The 18086-nt window shown below is 69.8% G+C and carries 13 protein-coding genes; 5 read left to right on the top strand and 8 right to left on the bottom strand.

The features are described from left to right. Positions 1-245: 245 nt before the first annotated feature. Entirely contained in the window at positions 246-1802 is a 1557-nt protein-coding gene (locus tag DIE06_RS14355; protein WP_124661975.1) for a trypsin-like peptidase domain-containing protein, read from the top strand. Between the two features lie 188 nt (positions 1803-1990). Here the strand turns inward: DIE06_RS14355 and DIE06_RS14350 are convergent, their stop codons facing one another. The 7 genes from DIE06_RS14350 to cobA all read right to left on the bottom strand — a co-directional run bounded on the left by DIE06_RS14350 (position 1991) and on the right by cobA (position 8042). After that, positions 1991-2689: a fumarylacetoacetate hydrolase family protein gene (locus tag DIE06_RS14350; RefSeq protein ID WP_124661974.1), complete on the bottom strand. Its 699-nt coding sequence runs from the start codon at positions 2687-2689 to the stop codon at positions 1991-1993. Positions 2690-2818: 129 nt separating this feature from the next. Next, positions 2819-3760 carry a helix-turn-helix transcriptional regulator gene (locus DIE06_RS14345; protein WP_124661973.1) on the bottom strand — a complete coding sequence of 314 codons (942 nt, stop codon included), beginning with the start codon at positions 3758-3760 and terminating at the stop codon, positions 2819-2821. A 147-nt stretch (positions 3761-3907) separates the two neighbouring features. Next, positions 3908-4690, bottom strand: coding sequence for a YkgJ family cysteine cluster protein (locus DIE06_RS14340; protein WP_124661972.1), 783 nt, complete (start codon positions 4688-4690; stop codon positions 3908-3910). 31 nt (positions 4691-4721) lie between these two features. Further along, entirely contained in the window at positions 4722-5321 is a 600-nt protein-coding gene (locus DIE06_RS14335; protein ID WP_124661971.1) for a uracil-DNA glycosylase family protein, read from the bottom strand. 139 nt (positions 5322-5460) lie between these two features. Beyond that, the gene (locus tag DIE06_RS14330; RefSeq protein WP_124661970.1) at positions 5461-6504 is read right to left on the bottom strand and encodes a CmpA/NrtA family ABC transporter substrate-binding protein; all 1044 of its coding nucleotides are present in this window, start codon (positions 6502-6504) and stop codon (positions 5461-5463) included. 5 nt (positions 6505-6509) lie between these two features. Then, positions 6510-7106: an ANTAR domain-containing response regulator gene (locus DIE06_RS14325; protein ID WP_124661969.1), complete on the bottom strand. Its 597-nt coding sequence runs from the start codon at positions 7104-7106 to the stop codon at positions 6510-6512. A 165-nt stretch (positions 7107-7271) separates the two neighbouring features. Next, positions 7272-8042, bottom strand: coding sequence for a uroporphyrinogen-III C-methyltransferase (gene cobA, locus DIE06_RS14320; protein WP_124661968.1), 771 nt, complete (start codon positions 8040-8042; stop codon positions 7272-7274). Between the two features lie 691 nt (positions 8043-8733). On the opposite strand from cobA, the gene DIE06_RS14310 reads away from it, so the two are divergent. From DIE06_RS14310 to DIE06_RS14295, 4 genes are read left to right on the top strand one after another with little or no spacing between them, the layout of a single operon-like run. Then, positions 8734-10059 carry an MFS transporter gene (locus DIE06_RS14310; RefSeq protein WP_124661967.1) on the top strand — a complete coding sequence of 442 codons (1326 nt, stop codon included), beginning with the start codon at positions 8734-8736 and terminating at the stop codon, positions 10057-10059. Between the two features lie 21 nt (positions 10060-10080). Further along, the gene (gene nirB, locus DIE06_RS14305) at positions 10081-12678 is read left to right on the top strand and encodes a nitrite reductase large subunit NirB (RefSeq protein ID WP_124661966.1); all 2598 of its coding nucleotides are present in this window, start codon (positions 10081-10083) and stop codon (positions 12676-12678) included. A 38-nt stretch (positions 12679-12716) separates the two neighbouring features. Continuing rightward, on the top strand, positions 12717-13064 hold the full coding sequence (gene nirD, locus DIE06_RS14300; RefSeq protein WP_006761456.1) for a nitrite reductase small subunit NirD: 348 nt from the start codon (positions 12717-12719) through the stop codon (positions 13062-13064). Positions 13065-13080: 16 nt separating this feature from the next. Continuing rightward, entirely contained in the window at positions 13081-17268 is a 4188-nt protein-coding gene (locus tag DIE06_RS14295) for a bifunctional nitrate reductase/sulfite reductase flavoprotein subunit alpha (RefSeq protein ID WP_124661965.1), read from the top strand. A gap of 165 nt (positions 17269-17433) precedes the next feature. Here DIE06_RS14295 and DIE06_RS14290 read toward each other — a convergent pair whose 3' ends face one another. Further along, on the bottom strand, positions 17434-18063 hold the full coding sequence (locus DIE06_RS14290; protein ID WP_124661964.1) for a DUF746 domain-containing protein: 630 nt from the start codon (positions 18061-18063) through the stop codon (positions 17434-17436). Positions 18064-18086: the final 23 nt, after the last annotated feature.

Raw genomic sequence — 18086 nt, 5'->3', positions numbered from 1 at the left:
GCACGATGCGCGTTGGCCGTGCGCATCGCCGCAGCGTGTGGTGAATATTCTGATTGACGAACGGCGCACTTTGTCCGGGACGAACGCTGTCACGGTTCCGCCGCTGCCCGACCACTTGGCATGCGGGTTTCGATTCGTATGTTCCGGATGCGGCGTGGACTATAAATGGAGGCGTGTACCGGTGCTTGTCGGGCGTCCGCGCGTCTTGCGCGGGGCGGCGCCGCGACTGCCGGGGGAGGTGCACCGTGGTTCGCCAGACGCTTGCTCGCGCCGTGCTTCGCACCGCGTTGATCGGGGGGGTATTTGCCGTTGCTTTGGCGTCGCCACCGGCCGTTGCCGGGACCGTCGCGCCGCCACCCTCCGTGATGAAGAACAGGCCCGCCGCGCGGCCATACTCGATGCCGGTCGACTTCTCGGCGATCGTCGATCGCTACGGCCCGGCGGTCGTGACCATCATGACCGCGGCGACCGACCAGCAGGCAGGCGGTCCGTCGTTCGCGTACCTCGATCCCGACGATCCGCTTTCCGCGTTCTTCCGCCGAGGCGCGCCGCTGCCGTCCACGCAAGGCGCACAGGCGCCTGCGCCCGATACGTCGCCGCGCGCGATCGCGGGCCTCGGCTCGGGCTTCATCGTCAGCGCCGACGGGGTGATCCTGACTTCCGCGCATGTCGTGGCCGATGCGACCGACGTGACGGTGCGACTGGCCGATCATCGCGAGTTGAAGGCGACGGTGGTGACCGTCGATCCGCAGAGCGACGTCGCCGTGCTGCACGTCGACGCGACGAAGCTGCCGGTCGTGCGACTCGGCGATTCGTCGCGGGTGCGTGCCGGCGAACCGGTGATGACGATCGGCGCGCCGGACGGCTCGGGCAACACGGTCACGGCCGGCATCGTCAGCGCGACGTCGCATGCGCTGCCGGACGGCAGCGCGTTTCCGTTCTTCCAGACCGACATCGCGGTGAATCCCGACAACTCGGGCGGCCCCGTGTTCAACCGCACGGGCGACGTGATCGGCATCGCGGTACAGGTCTATACGGATGCCGACCGCTATGCGAGCACGACGTTCGCGATTCCGATCGCGCTCGCCGTCAAGGTGCGGGCGCAGGCGCAGATGCGGGCCAATGCGCAGGCGCAGCGCGCGTCGTCCGGCAACGCGCTCGGCGTCGACGTGCAGGATGTCGGCGTCGGGCTGGCCGCCGCGTTCGGCCTGCCGCGTCCGGCGGGCGCGCTCGTCAACGGCGTCGATCCCGGCTCGCCCGCGGCCGCGGCCGGCGTGAGGCCCGGCGACGTGATCGTGAGGTTCGGCGGCAAGCCGATCGGCCGGTCGGCCGAGCTGAACGACCTGGCCGCCGCGTTGCCGCCCGGCGGAAAGGCGCCGCTGCGGCTGATCCGCAACCGCACGCCGATGATGCTGACGGTCAGGGCGGCGGGGACCGGCGACGCGATCGACAACGCGGCCGCGACGGGCAGCGCGGGCTCGGTCGGCACGGCCGGTGCCGCCGGCGTGGCGATGGCCGCGGCACAGCCGGCCGACACTGGCGATCGGCTCGGGCTGACGATGCATCCGCTGAGCGACGCCGAACGGCGTTCGACCGGGCTCGCGGTCGGGATGATGGTGGATGCGGTGCACGGGCCGGCCGCGAATGCGGGCATCCGGCCGGGCGACGTCGTGCTCGAACTGAACGACACGCTGCTCGAAACACCGGACGACGTTCAGTCGCTCGAAGCGAAAGGCGGCGTGATCGCCGTGCTGATCCAGCGCGACAACGCGCGCAAGTTCGTGTCGGTGCGCGCGCGGTAGGGCGTTGACGGGAGCGGGGGGCGCGGCGTGCGTATGATTCTTCGACGCACCCGAACAGGACGCGTGAGCGACGGGACAGGAACGGCATGCCGATCCGTCACGATGCCATCGCTGTCTGGATCGGCAGGGCGCGACACGACGCGATGGCCGCCGGATGGACGGCGCGGCGCGTGCGCCCAGGCAACCCCTTACGGCTTCGCCCCCATCACGAACTCGAACGTCGCCACGCCATCGACCCCTCCCGTCACGCGATCGCCCGGCTGCAGCGCGCCGACGCCGGCCGGCGTGCCGGTGAAGATCAGATCCCCGGCCTTCAGTTCGACCGAGCGCGACACGTACGCGATCACGTCCGGCACGGCCCAGATCATGTCGGCGAGATCGCCTTGCTGGCGCGTTTCGCCGTTGACCGCGAGCCAGATCCGGCCGCTTGCCGGATGGCCGGTGGCGGCCGCCGCGCGCAGCGCGGTCACGGGGCCCGACGCGTCGAAGCCCTTCGCCCAGTCCCACGGGCGGCTCAGCTTCTTCGCCTCGGCCTGCAGATCGCGGCGCGTGAGGTCGACGCCGACGCCGTAGCCCCACACGTGCGACAGCGCATCGGCCGGGTCGATCGACCGGCCGTCCTTGCCGATCGCGACGACCAGCTCGATTTCGTGATGGAGGTCGCTGGTCAGCGGCGGATACGGGACGGTGCCGCCGGCCGGGACGATCGCGTCGGCCGGCTTCGTGAAGAAAAACGGCGGCTCGCGGTCGGGATCGGCGCCCATTTCGCGCGCGTGGTCGGCGTAGTTGCGGCCGACGCAGAAGACGCGGCGCACCGGAAAGCGCGCGGACGATTGTTCGACTTCGACGGAAGGACGCTCGGAAGCGTCGATGACGTATGCGGACATCGGATGGCCTCGTTCGATGAAAGGACGGATGCCGTTGCCCGCGCAAAGCTCCGCGGGCCGGCATGCATGGAACGATACCCGACGCATGTGCGCCCGGATGCGACGCAACTGCGCTTTAACCGGACAAAACTACGCGTCGCCGGCCGCCGGCGCTTCGTCGGCGGCCGGCAGCGCGGCGTTGGCGTCCCGGTACGCCTTCGGCGACACCCCGACCCGCGCGCGGAAGCGCCGCGCGAAATACCCTTCGTCGCGAAAGCCGACCGAGCGGGCGATGTCGGCGATGCGCCGGCTCGTATGCGCGAGCAGCGATTGCGCGAGCGCGATCCGGCGCTCGGTCACGAGATCGGTGAAGGTGCTGCCGGTTTCCTTGCGCACCAGGTGCGCGAGGTAGTTCGGCGACAGGAACGCGGCCTCGGCGGTGGCCGCGAGCGTCAGGTCCTCGCGGGTCAGGTTCGCGCGCACGTGGCGCAGCACGCGCGCGAGCGCGTCGCGCCGGCCCGTCCGCTGGGCGCCGCGCTGCGCGAGCTTGTCGAGCGCGCCGGCGTACTGCGTGCAGACGAGCCCGATCAGCTGCAGCAGGTAGCCGCGCAGCAACGTGGTCGAGCCGAAGGTGCGCACGCGGTCGGCATCGAGCATGCACAGCGCGAGGCGGCGCGCCTCGTCGAACGCGTCGCCGGTCAGGATGAAGTCGAGATGTTCCTGGAAGCGGAACGGCGTCAGCTCCGGAAAGCGCTGCGCGGGGACATCCTCGAGATCGAGCGGATCGACGTCGAGATCGGCGCGCAGGAACGCCTGGCTGAAGTTGATCACGATGAAGTGCGCGCCTTCCGGATGCGGAATCAGGTGCTCGCGGTGCGGCAGCACGAACGCGAGCGCGCCGCGCGGGAACGGGCGCGTGACGCCGCCGATCCGCTGCTCGGTGTCGCCGCCGAGGTTGAACTGGATCTGGAAGTACGCGTGCCGGTGCGGCTCGGTGATCGCCTGGCGCGACGCCTGGTCGCGGATGTAGAAATCGAGCCGGTCGCTGCGTTCGGGCATCCCGTACAGGCGCGGCGGGGCGGTGGAGGGCATGAAGAATCTTGCTGTTCGTGACGCGGTTGAGCCGCGATGGTACAGCGAACCGGGCGCGGCCGGAATCCGCCGGCTGCGCCGCGCGGGCGGGACGGGCGGGCCGGGTGGCCCGGGCAGGGGCGCGTATCCCATCCGGCGACAGGACAATCAGGCGGCCGGATGAAAGCCCAGGTAGCGGCAGCGCGAGCCGGCCTCGTCGGTGGCGAGCCGGCTGGATGCGCCGACCGAGCGGAGCGTGTCCGCGGTCGCGGTGCGATTCGTGAGCAGCGTCCATGCCGTCGGCGCGGGCTTGGCGGACGCCGTCGCGCGCGCATCGCCGAGCGCGCTCAGCGCGGCCAGCAGCCTGTCGGCTGGCGGCGCATGAATCGCGAAGCCTTCGTTCGCGACGGCTGCCGTATCGATGCCGAGCGCCGTGCACAGTCGCGCGCGCAACGGCGCCTCGGCCTCGCTCGCGGCCCGCGCGCGTGCGATGTTCTCGCGCGTGAGCGCGTCGACGATCGTGCCGCCGCGGGTGAGCGGCGCCTGCTGCCACGCGTCGGGCGGGCACTGCTTGCCGTCCGGCATCAGCGGCACGAACGGATTGACCTCGGCCGGGTAGATCCGGCACACCAGCGGCCGATCGTCGTAGATTCCGCAGCGCAGGTCGTCGAGCAGGTTCGGGCACGGCCCGGCATGCGACGCGGTGAGCAGGGTGGTGACGCGTACCGGCAGCGAGCCGCTGAGCGCGGGCGACGAACGTGCCCGCTTGTACGCGGCGAACGCATCGTCGGGGGCCGGTTCGACGGGCCATGGCATGGCGTCGCACAACAGTTCCACGTGGCCGCCGCGCCGCAGCCATGCAGTGGCTTCGGCGACGGTCAGCGGAATGCGCAGGTCGTGGCAGCAACGGCCGCAGCCGGTGCATGAAAAGTCGATGTCGTTCTGAGTCATTCGGATACGGAGTGGGATGCGACGGGCTTCATCAGCCGGCGATCAGCGGCGCGACGCGGCGGCGCAGTTCCGGCACGACCTCGGCGTCGAACCACGGATGGTGCTTGAACCACGCCTGGTTGCGCGGCGACGGATGCGGCAGCGGCAACACGTCGGGGCCGTAGTCGCGCCATGCCTGCACGGTGTCGGTCAGCGTTGCCTTGCGCGTGTCGCGCAGGAAATGCCGCTGCGCGTACTGGCCGATCAGCAGCATCAGGCGGATCGACGGCAATTCCGCGCGCAGCCGGTCGATCCACAGCGGTGCGCATTCAGGACGCGGCGGGTTGTCGCCGCTCGCGCCGCGGCCCGGGTAGCAGAAGCCCATCGGCACGATCGCGAAGCGCGACGCGTCGTAGAACGTGTCGGCGTCGACACCGAGCCAGTCGCGCAGCCGCTTGCCGCTCGCATCGTCCCACGGAATGCCGCTCGCATGGACGCGGGCGCCGGGCGCCTGCCCGACGATCAGGATGCGGGCGTCGCGATGGGCGCGCACGACCGGGCGCGGGCCGAGCGGCAGGTCGGCTTCGCACGCGCGGCACGCGCGGATTTCGGTGAGCAGCACGTCGAGCGGCGTGCGCATTCGTTTCGGCATCGATTCTGAACGGGGACGGAGTGGCGGCACGGATGCAAACGCGTCCGTGCGGCGCGGTGCGCCGGTGCAAACCGGCGCACCGCGTCAGGCGTTCCGCAGGACACGGCATGGCGCTGCGGCCCGGCACCCCGTGCCGGGATCACCCGCCCGCCGCACCGCCTTCGGCGACCGCAGCATCATACAACGCCGTCTGCGCGATCGCCGCGGCGATCGCCGCGTCGTCGTGCGTTCCGTCGAGCATGCCCCAGCGCCGGTATTGCAACAGGAACCACCGGCCTTCCTGCGGATCCGGCCGGTTCACGGCGCCGCCGTCGTGGAACCGGATCGGCAGCGGCGGCTGCGCGAACGGCCCCGCGCCGTAGTCGCCGAGCAGGCGCGGCGCGATCAGCCGCGCCGGCACGCCGAGCGCATCGGGCGATGCGAGCCAGCCGGCTGCGTCGCGGCGGTGCGCGGCATCGTCGAGCCACGCGCACGCATCGACGAGCGTGCGGATCAGCGCACGCGCGGTGGCGGGATACAGCGCGACGAAATCGCGCCGGGTCGCGAGCACCTTCTCCGGATGATCGGGCCAGACCTCGCTCGTGACGGCGACGGTCCGGCCGGCGCCGCACGCTTCGGCCACCGCGTGCCACGGCTCGCCCGCGCAGAAGCCGTCGAGCTCGCCGCTCGCAAGCGCCGCGACCATCTCGGGCGGCGGAATCACGACGCTGCGCACGTCGCGCAGCGGATCGACGCCGTGCGACGCGAGCCAGTGGTTCAGCCACATCGCATGCGTGCCGGTCGGGAAGGTCTGCGCGAGCAGCGGCTTGCGGCCGAGCGTCGCGAGGGTCGCGCGGACGTTGCCGCTGTCGCGGTACGCGTCGGCGAGGCCGCGCGCGAACGTGATCGCCTGGCCGTTGCGGTTCAGCACCATCAGCGCGGCCATGTCGGCCTGCGGGCCGCCGATGCCGAGCTGCAGCCCGCACACGAGCCCGTACAGCGCGTGCGCGGCGTCGAGTTCGCCGGTCAGCAGCTTGTCGCGCACGGCGGCCCACGACGGCTGTCGGATCAGCTCCAGCGTCAGGCCATGGCGCGCGCCGAGGTTCAGCTGCTGCGCGACGATCAGCGGGGCCGCGTCGCTCAGCGCGACGAACCCGAGACGAAGATGCGCGCGTTCCGGCGCGGCGGGAGACGAAGGTTTCATGGCATTCATGACGGGTGGGTCGCATCGAGCAGTTGCCGCGCGATGTCGACGATGCGCAGGCCCTGATCCATCGCGCGCTTGCGCAGCAGCGCATACGCGTCGTGCTCGGACAGCCTGCGCTGGTCCATCAGCAGGCGCTTCGCGCGGTCGATCAGCTTGCGTTCGGCGAGCTCGCGCTCGACATCGGCGAGCCGGCGGCGCAGCGCATCGTCGTGCGAGAAGCGTGCGAGCGCGACTTCGAGGATCGGTGCGAGGCGCTCGGCCGACAGCCCTTCGACGAGATACGCGCTGACGCCGGCGCCGACCGCCGCGTGAATCAGCGCCTGGTCGGCGTCGTGGCTGAACATCAGCACAGGGCGCGGCGCGGTCGCGTGCATCACGGCCAGTTGCTCGAGCGTGTCGCGCGACGGCGAATCGGTATCGATGATCACGACGTCGGGGCGCTGCTCCTCGACGGCGGCCGGCAGGCGCGCGGGCGTCGCGACGTCGTTGAGCATCTCGTAGCCGAGGCGCGCGAGCGCGTCGCCGAGTTCGCCGATCGGCTTGTCGGTATCGGTGACGAGCAGCACGCGCAGGCGCAAGGGTGGAGCAGGCGTACTCATGAGGCAAACGGCGGCGGAAAAATCGTGGCGCGATACGCGGATCGGGCGCATTGGACCCGTGCGGACATCGTGTCGGCGCCCCGCGCGGCGCGCGGGCGGCCGGTGCGGGCCGCGCCGCTGCTTTCATGAAAGATGGGCGGCCGGTGCCGCGTGGTGTCGCGCATGCTACGCCGCCCGGGACAAGGTCGTTTCGATCGCGGCACCCGCGTTCGGCACGTCGTGCACGGCCGCTTCCCCGATCGCGCCGCCGACGAGGATCACGGCCGGACTGCCGAGCCGCGCTGCCGCGATGCCGCGCGCGAGATTGCCGAGCGTGCCGGTCCAGCGGCGTGCGTCGGGCGTGCCGGCCCATTGCACGGCAGCCGCCGGCGTCGACGCCGGCAATGCGGCGAGCAGGCCCGCCGCGATGCCGTCGACGCGGCTCATGCCCATGTAGATCGCGAGCGTGGTGCCGGTCGCCGCGAGCGCCGCCCAGTCGGGCTCGCCGTGATCCTGGCGATGCGCGGTGACGAACGTGACGCCCTGGCAGTGCTCACGGTGCGTGAGCGAGATGCCGAGGCTCGCGGCGGCCGCGAAGCCCGACGAGATGCCGTTGATGATGTCGACCGGAATCGCGGCGGCGCGCAGCGTCGCGAGTTCCTCGCCGGCGCGGCCGAACAGCAGCGCGTCGCCGCCCTTGACGCGCACGACGTGCGCGCCGCGCAGCGCGTAGCGGCGCATCAGCTTCTCGATGAACGCCTGCGGCGTGGAGCGGCAGCCGCCGCGCTTGCCGACGCGGATCACGCGCGCGTGAGGCGCGAGTTCGACGATGCCGGGCGCGACGAGATCGTCGAGCAGCAGCACGTCGGCGGCCGCCAGCGCCTTCACGGCCTTCAGCGTGAGGAGATCGGGATCGCCGGGGCCGGCGCCCAGCAGCGTGACTTTACCAGTCGTCATGTCGTATTCCAGTGCCGCGTGCGTGCGGCGGTCGATAACGCGTTGTTGCTTGCGGCGGCGGCGGGCGGTCGAAGCGACCACGGCATCCGGCCGTGCCGAACACGGGGGGACGTCGTTGTCCTGGTCTGCTGCGCCCGCCTGCGACGGCGGGCCTGACTTGCGGGGACTGCCCACCGGCGCCGTTGCCGGTGTAGACAGGATTCAGCAATATCCGGGCCAACCTGCCCGAACCTGGCGGCGAGCGGGGCGACATGCGCGGTGATCGGCACGGGAGATATGCGCTGCGTGACGGCCACGACGGATGCCGACCCGCATATGGCCGCAGGACAGCGGCACACGCGATGCCGCGTCGGCGTGCATCGCGCCCCGTCAGCACGCACCGCGATGTCGCACGCAGACAGTGCTGCAGCGCACCACATCTGTGCCTCGCTGCATCCCGACGCATCGTGCAGGGCGGACCGCAGCGATGCGTGCACCGGCCGGCGAGCCTTGTGCGGCGGGGCCGCGCGTGCGATTCGGGCCGACATGGCACGGCGTTTGCGTAAGCTGGTTCGGGCGGATCAACGGCGATTCGTCCGCAGTACCGATTACCGACGCGCCCGGCAACGGGCTTCATGGGCAACGGCGTCCTACACATCGGGTCTCGACGAGACCGGGTGTGCAGGACGCCGTTTTTCGTTTGGCGGATGACATGACCGACAAAGCTACCCGTATCGATCTCTTCAGCTTCCGCACCGCGCCGATGCGCGCGTTCCACATGACGTGGATGGCGTTTTTCGTGTGCTTCTTCGCGTGGTTCGCGTGCGCGCCGCTGATGCCGCTGATCGCGCGCGAATTCCACCTCACCGCGGCACAGGTCGCGAACATCAACATTGCCGCGGTGGCCGCGACGATCGCCGTGCGGCTGCTGGTCGGCCCGATGTGCGACCGCTTCGGCCCGCGCCGCGTGTATGCCGGGCTGCTCGTGCTCGGCGCGATTCCCGTGTTCGCGGTGTCGTTCTCGCACGACTACCTGTCGTTCCTGATCTGCCGGCTCGGCATCGGCGCGATCGGCGCGGGCTTCGTGATCACGCAGTACCACACGTCGGTGATGTTCGCGCCGAACGTGGTCGGCACCGCGAACGCGACGACGGCCGGCTGGGGCAACGCGGGCGCGGGGGCGACGCAGGCGATGATGCCGCTGCTGGTCGCCGCCGGCCTGATGCTCGGCTTCGGCGACGACGCGTCGTGGCGCATCGCGCTCGTCGTGCCGGGCGTCGCGATGCTCGCGATGGCCTGGGCGTACTGGCGCTTCACGCAGGACTGCCCGCAGGGCGACTTCGTCGCGCTGCGCAAGCAGGGCGTAACGGTCGACAGCGGCAAGAAGGGCGGCTGGGCGAGCTTCTTCGCCGCGTGCGGCAACTATCGCGTGTGGATGCTGTTCGTCACGTACGGCGCGTGCTTCGGCGTCGAGGTGTTCATCCACAACATCGCCGCGCTGTACTACGTCGATCACTTCCAGTTGTCGCTGAAGGACGCCGGCTTCGCGGTGGGCCTGTTCGGGTTGCTCGCGCTGTTCGCCCGCGCACTCGGCGGCTGGCTGTCGGACAAGATCGCCGCACGCCGCAGCCTCGACGTGCGCGCGACGCTGCTGTGCGCGCTGATCATCGGCGAAGGGCTCGGGCTGATCTGGTTCTCGCATGCGCAAGGCATCGGCATGGCGCTCGTCGCGATGCTGACCTTCGGTCTCTTCACGCACATGGCCTGTGGCGCGACCTATGCGCTCGTGCCGTTCATCGACCGCAAGGCGCTGGGTGGCGTCGCGGGGATCGTCGGCGCGGGCGGCAACGTCGGCGCGGTGGCCGCGGCCTTCCTGCTGAAGGGCGTCGGCGACGTGCAGCACACGCTGAGCCTGCTCGGGCTCGCCGTCACCGCGACCGCATTGTGCGCGATGGCCGTGCGCTTCAGCGAAGAACACAAGGCACGCGAGGCCGAGCTGCGCGACCGCGCGCTGGCCGCCGCGAACGCCATGAACTGATCGACCGAAGGAAACGTCATCATGAAACTCATCGTCATCGGCCACGGGATGGTCGGCCACAAGCTCCTCGAATGCGTCGCCGCGCAAGCCGGCGCGGCGGGCGCGCTGCAGGTCGCGGTGCTCGGCGAGGAACCGCGCCCGGCGTACGACCGCGTGCACCTGTCGGAATTCTTCGCGGGCAAGTCGGCGGACGATCTGTCGCTCGTCGAACCCGGCTTCTTCGAGCGTCATCCGCAGTTCGACCTGCGCCTGAACGCCCAGGTCGCGTCGATCGATCGTGCCGCGCACACGGTCACGCTCGCATCCGGCGAAACGCTCGCGTACGACAAGCTGGTGCTCGCGACGGGCTCGCGTCCGTTCGTGCCGCCGGTGCCGGGCCGCGACCGCGCGGGCTGCTTCGTGTACCGGACGATCGAGGATCTCGAGGCGATGCAGGCGTGCGGCACCCACGCGAAGCGCGGCGTGGTGATCGGCGGCGGGCTGCTCGGCCTCGAATGTGCGAAGGCGCTGCGCGACATGGGGCTCGACACGCACGTCGTCGAATTCGCGCCGCGGCTGATGGCGGTGCAGGTCGACGACGGCGGCGGCCGGATGCTGCGCGCGAAGATCGAGGCGCTCGGCGTGACCGTGCATACGGGCAAGAACACGCTCGAGATCGTCGACGGCGAGGAAGGCACGCACCGGATGGCGTTCGCCGACGGCTCGCATCTCGACACCGACATGATCGTGTTCTCGGCCGGCATCCGCGCACGCGATGAGCTGGCGCGTGCGTGCGGCCTCGAGATCGGCCCGCGCGGCGGTGTCGCGATCGACGACGCGTGCCGCACGAGCGACGCCGACATCTACGCGATCGGCGAATGCGCGGCCTGGAACGGGATGGTGTACGGCCTCGTCGCGCCGGGCTACGACATGGCGCGCGTGGTCGCGAAGCAGCTCGGCGGCGATGTCGCCGATGCGGCGGGCGCCGCGTTCGCCGGTGCCGACATGAGCACCAAGCTGAAGCTGATGGGCGTCGACGTCGCGAGCATCGGCGACGCGCACGGCGTGACGGCCGGCAGCCGCACCTACCAGTACGCGGACGAGCGCCGCCAGGTCTACAAGAAGCTGGTGGTGTCCGACTGCGGCAAGTTCCTGCACGGCGCGGTGATGGTCGGCGACGCGGCCGAATACGGCACGCTGCTGCAGATGATGCTGAACCGCATCGAGCTGCCCGAGTCGCCGGAATTCCTGATCCTGCCGTCGTCGGACGGTGCGGCGAAGCCGGCGATCGGTGTCGACGCGCTGCCGGAAGGCGCGCAGATCTGCTCGTGCAACAACGTGTCGAAGTCGCGGATCTGCGCGGCGGTGGCCGACGGCGCGACGAGCCTCGGCGCACTGAAGTCGTGCACGGGCGCGGGCACGTCGTGCGGCGGCTGCGTGCCGCTCGTCACGCAGATCATGAAGGCCGAGATGAAGAAGCAGGGCCTCGCGGTCAACAACCATCTGTGCGAGCATTTCCCGCATTCGCGCCAGGAGCTGTTCCACCTGATCCGCGTCGAGCGCATCACGACCTTCGACGAACTGCTTGCAAAGCACGGCCACGGGCTCGGCTGCGACGTGTGCAAGCCGGCCGTCGCGGGCATCCTCGCGTCGTGCTTCAACGAATTCGTGCTGAAGAAGGAGCATGCGGGGCTGCAGGATTCGAACGACTACTACCTCGCGAACATCCAGCGCGATGGCACGTACTCGGTCGTGCCGCGCATGCCGGGCGGCGAGGTGACGCCGGAAGGGCTGATCGCGGTCGGCCAGGTCGCGCAGAAGTACGGGCTCTATACCAAGATCACGGGCGGCCAGCGCGTCGACCTGTTCGGCGCGCGCGTCGAGCAGCTGCCGTCGATCTGGGAAGAGCTGATCGCGGCCGGCTTCGAATCGGGGCATGCGTACGGCAAGTCGGTGCGCACCGTGAAGTCGTGCGTCGGCTCGACGTGGTGCCGCTACGGCGTCGACGATTCGGTCGGCCTCGCGATCGACATCGAGAACCGCTACAAGGGCTTGCGCGCGCCGCACAAGATCAAGTTCGGCGTGTCGGGCTGCACGCGCGAGTGCGCGGAAGCGCAGGGCAAGGACATCGGGATCATCGCGACCGAGAAGGGCTGGAACCTGTACGTGTGCGGCAACGGCGGGATGAAGCCGCGCCACGCGGAACTGCTCGCGTCCGATCTCGACCGTGCCACGCTGATCCGCTACATCGACCGCTTCCTGATGTTCTACGTGCGCACGGCCGACCGGCTGCAGCGCACCAGCGTGTGGCGCGACAACCTCGAAGGCGGGCTCGACTACCTGACCGACGTCGTCGTGCACGACAAGCTCGGGATCGCGGCCGAACTCGAGGCCGACATGCAGCACGTGGTCGACACCTATGAATGCGAATGGAAGAAGGCCGTCACCGATCCGGAAACGCGCAAGCGCTTCCGTCACTTCGTGAACAGCGACGCGCCCGACGCGACCATCGCATTCGTCGAGACGCGCGGCCAGATCCGTCCCGCGACGCCCGACGAGCGCGTGGGCGGCAGGCCCGTCCGAATTCCGGTCGTCGCCGAATCGGCCACCGAATCCGCAACCGAATCGGCAACCGTTTGATCTTCACCGACACCCGCGTCTTTTCCAAGGAGCCCATCATGAACGATCGTCTTCCCCTGTCCTGGACCCGTGTGTGCCCGCTCGACGACATCGTGCCGAACACAGGCGTGTGCGCGCTCGTCAACGGCGAGCAGGTCGCGGTGTTTCACGTCGCGCACGCTGAAGCGGGCGGCGTGTTCGCGATCGACAACGTCGACCCGGTGTCGCAGGCGGCCGTGATGTCGCGCGGGCTGATCGGCAGCCTCGGCGAGCGCGTCGTCGTCGCGTCGCCGCTGTACAAGCAGCATTTCGACCTGCGCACCGGCGAATGCCTGGAAGCGCCCGAGAAGTCGGTGAGCGCGTATCCGTCACGGGTCGAGGACGGTTTCGTGTGGATCGCCGCCTGAACGCCCCGGAGCACGCATGACCGCCACTCCCGTCAAGAGCGTGTGCCCGTACTGCGGCGTCGGCTGCGGGATGGTGCTGCACGTCGAGGATGACGAAGTCGTCAAGGTATCCGGCGACTCCGACCATCCGACCAACTTCGGGCGGCTGTGCACGAAGGGCTCGTCGGCGCACGTCGCGTTGCGCCGTTCCGGGCGGCTCGACCGCGCGTTCGTGCGGCGCGCGCGCGAGGATGACCTCGTGCCGCTGCCGGCCCGCGACGCGATCGCCGAGACCGCGCGGCGGCTGCGCGCGGTGCTCGACACGCACGGGCCCGATGCGCTGTCGTTCTACGTGTCGGGGCAGATGTCGATCGAGGCGCAATACCTCGTCAACAAGCTCGCGAAGGGCTTCGTCGGCACCAACAACATCGAGTCGAACTCGCGCCTGTGCATGGCGAGCGCGAGCACCGGCTACAAGCAGTCGCTCGGCGCGGACGGCCCGCCCGGGTCGTACGAGGACTTCGATCGCGCGAACCTGTTCTTCGTGATCGGCGCGAACATGGCCGACTGCCACCCGATCCTGTTCCTGCGGATGATGGATCGCGTGAAGGCCGGCGCGAAGCTGATCGTCGTCGATCCGCGCCGCACCGGCACGGCCGACAAGGCCGACCTGTTCCTGCAGATCCGGCCGGGCACCGATCTCGCGCTGACGAACGGGTTGCTGCATCTGCTGCACGCGAACGGCCACACCGACGCCGCGTTCATCGATGCGTACACCGAAGGCTGGGACGCGATGCCCGCGTTCCTCGCCGACTACACGCCCGAACGCGTCGCCGACATCACCGGGCTCGCGGAAGCCGACATCCGCACGGCCGCGCAATGGATCGGCGACGCGCAGGAATGGATGAGCTGCTGGACGATGGGGCTCAACCAGAGCACCCACGGCGTGTGGAACACCAACGCGATCTGCAACCTGCATCTCGCGACGGGCAAGATCTGCCGCACCGGCAGCGGGCCGTTCTCGCTGACCGGCCAGCCGAACGCGATGGGCGGGCGCGAGATGGGCTACATGGGCCCGGGCCTGCCGGGCCAGCGCTCGGTCCTGTCCGACGACGACCGGCGCTTCGTCGAGCACCTGTGGCGTGTGCCGGCCGGCACGCTGCGCAAGGACACCGGCAACGGCACGGTCGACCTGTTCGAACGCATGGCGGCCGGCGACATCAAGGCGTGCTGGATCGTCTGCACGAATCCGGTCGCGACCGTGCCGAACCGGAAGAACGTGATCGCGGGGCTGCAGGCCGCGGAGCTCGTGATCGCGCAGGACGCGTTCCTCGACACCGAGACCAACCGCTACGCGGACATCCTGCTGCCCGGCGCGCTGTGGGCCGAGGGCGATGGCGTGATGATCAACTCCGAGCGCAACATGACGCTGATGCGCGCCGCGGTCGCGCCGCCCGGCGACGCGCTGCCGGACTGGCGCATCGTCGCGGAAGTCGCGCGCGCGATGGGCTTCGGCGATGCGTTCGACTATGCGTCGGCGGCCGACGTGTTCGACGAGATCGTGCGCTTTTCGAATCCCGCGACCGGCTATGACCTGCGCGGCGCGAGCCATGCGGCGCTGCGCGAGGGGCCCGTGCAGTGGCCGGTCGCGCCGGGCACCGCACGCGAGCGGCACCCGATCCGCTACCTGAACGATGGCGTGAGCCAGACGCCGCGCCCGGCGGCCGACGGCCACGACGCGCCGCGCCTCGCGTTCCCGACGCCGTCGGGCAAGGCGCGCTTCTTCGCGCGGCCGCACGTCGCGCCGGCCGAACTGCCGGACGACACGTTCCCGATCGTGCTGAACACCGGGCGGCTGCAGCATCAATGGCACACGATGACGAAGACTGGCAAGGTCGCGATGCTGAACAAGCTGAACCCGCGCCCGTTCGTCGAACTGCATCCGGACGACGCGAACGCGCTCGGCATCGCCACGAAGGACAGCGTCGAGATTCGCTCGGCGCGCGGCCGCGCGGTGCTGCCGGCCGTCGTGACCGAGCGCGTGCGGCGCGGCAACTGCTTCGCGCCGATGCACTGGAACGACGTGTACGGCGACGACCTGTGCATCAACGCGGTGACGAACGACGCGGTCGATCCGGAATCGCAGCAACCCGAACTGAAATATTGCGCGGTCGCGCTGACGCGCGTCGACACGGACGCGTTCGCGTCCGCCGCCGACGACACGGCGCGACCCGATGCAGCCGCTACCGACGCGCGGCCCGCGCCGGCGACGGTGCAGATCGCGGCTTCACAGGAATCCGACATGGCAGACCTCGACACTTTCGCGGCCGCGCTCGGCGTGGCCGATCTCGCGCCGCCGCCGCTCTCCGATGCGGAGCGCCTGTACGTGGCCGGCCTCGTCAGCGGGCTGAAGGCGAGCGCCGGCCGGCGCGAAGGCGGCGTGCCCGTGCTGCCGGCCGGCGCGCCGTTGACGCCGCCCGTGCGATTCTGGCTCGACGGGATGCTCGCGGGGCTGTTCAGCCGCTCGATGCCGGCCCACACGGCGGACGGCGCGGCGCCCGCGCTGCCGGCCGAGGCGGCTGCGCCCGGCGGCGTGCGGATCGTGCGCACGCGGCCGAAGGTCGTGCTGCTGTGGGCGTCGCAGACCGGCAACATCGAATCGCTGACCGAGGATTACGCGACGCAGCTGATGAATGCCGGCTTCGAGATCCGCACCGCGTGCATGTCCGACTATCCGGTCGCGTCGCTGGCCGGCGCGCAATACGTGCTGCTGATGACGAGCACGTTCGGCGACGGCGATGCGCCCGACAACGGCAGCGAGTTCTGGGATGCGCTGCAGGCCGGCAGCGCCGCGCGCCTCGACGGCGTGCATTTCGCGGTGCTCGCGTTCGGCGACCGCAATTACGACCAGTTCTGCGGGCACGGCCGCCGGCTCGACGCCCGGCTCGCGGAACTCGGCGCGGCGCGCCTGTGTGCGCGCGTCGATTGCGACGTCGAATTCCAGCGCGATGCCGACCAGTGGCTCGAACGCGTGGTCGCCCGCATCAAGGAAGCGGATGCCGCGCTGCACGCGGTGCCGACCGCCGGATTGAGCCCGTCGGGGCTGCTGCCGACCAAGGCGCATCCGGCGCCGTCGAAGCTCGTCGCGAACCTGCGGCTCAACCGGCCGGGTGCCGCCAAGGACACGCGCTACGTGTCGCTGTCGACCGAGGGCGCGAACCTCGAATACGAAACCGGCGACGCGCTCGGCGTGTGGCCGACCAATTGCCCGGAGCTGGTCGACGAACTGCTGTCGGTCACCGCGCTGAAGGCCGACGCCCCCGTGTCGGTGCCGGGTGTCGGCGACGTGCGACTCGGCGATGCGCTGGCGCGCCACTTCGACATCACGCGCCCGCACCCCGACTCGCTCGCGTTCATCGCGTCGCGCAGCGCGAACGGTGCGCTGAAGGCGCTGCTCGGCGACGATCGCAAGGCCGACCTGAAGCAATGGTTGTGGGGGCAACAGCTTGCGGACGTGCTGCACGAGTTCCCGGTCGATCTGTCGGGCACGGAGCTGGTCGGGATGCTGAAGCGGCTGCAGCCGCGGCTGTATTCGATCGCGTCGAGCCCGAGCGCGCACCAGGGCGAGATCCACCTGACCGTGTCGGCCGTGCGCTATCACAACGGCCGCCGCGCGCGCAAAGGCGTCGCGTCGACGTTCCTCGCCGATCGCGCGGACGACGGCCGCGTGCCGGTGTTCGTGCAGAAGTCCGCGCATTTCCGGCCGCCGGTGAACGGCGACGTGCCGGTTGTGATGGTGGGGCCCGGCACCGGCGTCGCGCCGTTCCGCGGCTTCCTGCACGAGCGGCAGGCGCGCGGCGCGCGCGGTCGCAACTGGCTGTTCTTCGGCGAGCAGCATGCGCAGACCGACTTCTACTACGGCGACGAACTGAGCGCGATGCGCGACAGCGGCTTCCTGACGCGGCTCGATCTCGCGTTCTCGCGCGACCAGGCCGACAAGATCTACGTGCAGGACCGGATGCGCGAGCAGGGCGCCGAGTTGTACAAGTGGCTGGAGGAGGGCGCGCACTTCTACGTGTGCGGCGACGCCGCGCGGATGGCCAAGGACGTCGATACCGCGCTGAAGGCGGTCGTCGCCGAGCACGGCGGGATGTCGGACGAAGCGGCGAACGACTATGTCGCGAAGCTCTCGAAGGCGCGGCGTTACATGCGGGACGTGTACTGACCGCGCGGGCGGCGGGCGACAATATATGAGCGAGAAATCCAGCTCATGGGAGTATGTTGTCCGCGACGCGTATACACGACACGAGTCGTGTTCCTTGAATTTTCTTGCCGGATTTCGAGTGCGCGCATCAAAAGCCGTGCCGGTGCGGACGCATCTTTGCCTCTTTCAGTATGGGAACTGGCGTTCACGCCGTGCGGGCTTTTGACCGAGGCGCACGCGGGCCACGTAGTGTCCGGATGGATCGAGTGTCCACAGCAAGGCGCGCAGGCGTCGTAGCCAGGACATCACTGTCGCTCGCGTGACGCGCATTTCGGCAGCGACCGAATCGAGTGGATGCTGATGCGCAAGATAGGGTAGGAATTCGAACAACTTCTCCTTGTTTGGGAGATTTTGAATTGACGTGCCGTGAAGACGCGTGAAGGTTCGGTTGCAAGCGTCACAGCAAAATGTTGGGACGGGATGGTACCCGCTGCTGCGGTAAACGAGCCACGTGTTGTCGCTTGCGCACCTCGGACAAGCGGGCGGAGCGGGATCATCGGACAGGATGTGCCGAACGGCGCGCGTGAGAAACGCTGTCAATTCGGGATCGTCCGTGCGGCGAAGCAACGCATCGCTCGCCTCCATTCCGAAGCGGTGCCGAAAATGTCGGCTCACGTCATCCAGGCTGATTGACCACTGACTCATGAGGTCAGTGATCTGATCCAGCGGACCACCCACTTCCCGTTGACGAGCGGTCCGAATTTCCGCGTCGAGGCGATCGAGTTCGCTCCGGAGTTCTGCTACTGTCTTCGTCATCTCATTCGCCCGACTGCACGCCG

The sequence above is a fragment of the Burkholderia sp. Bp8998 genome (assembly GCF_003854235.1).
Lineage (GTDB): Bacteria > Pseudomonadota > Gammaproteobacteria > Burkholderiales > Burkholderiaceae > Burkholderia.
The sequence above is the reverse complement of the archived record's forward strand: the minus strand, read 5'-3'. Positions and strand labels throughout refer to the sequence as shown.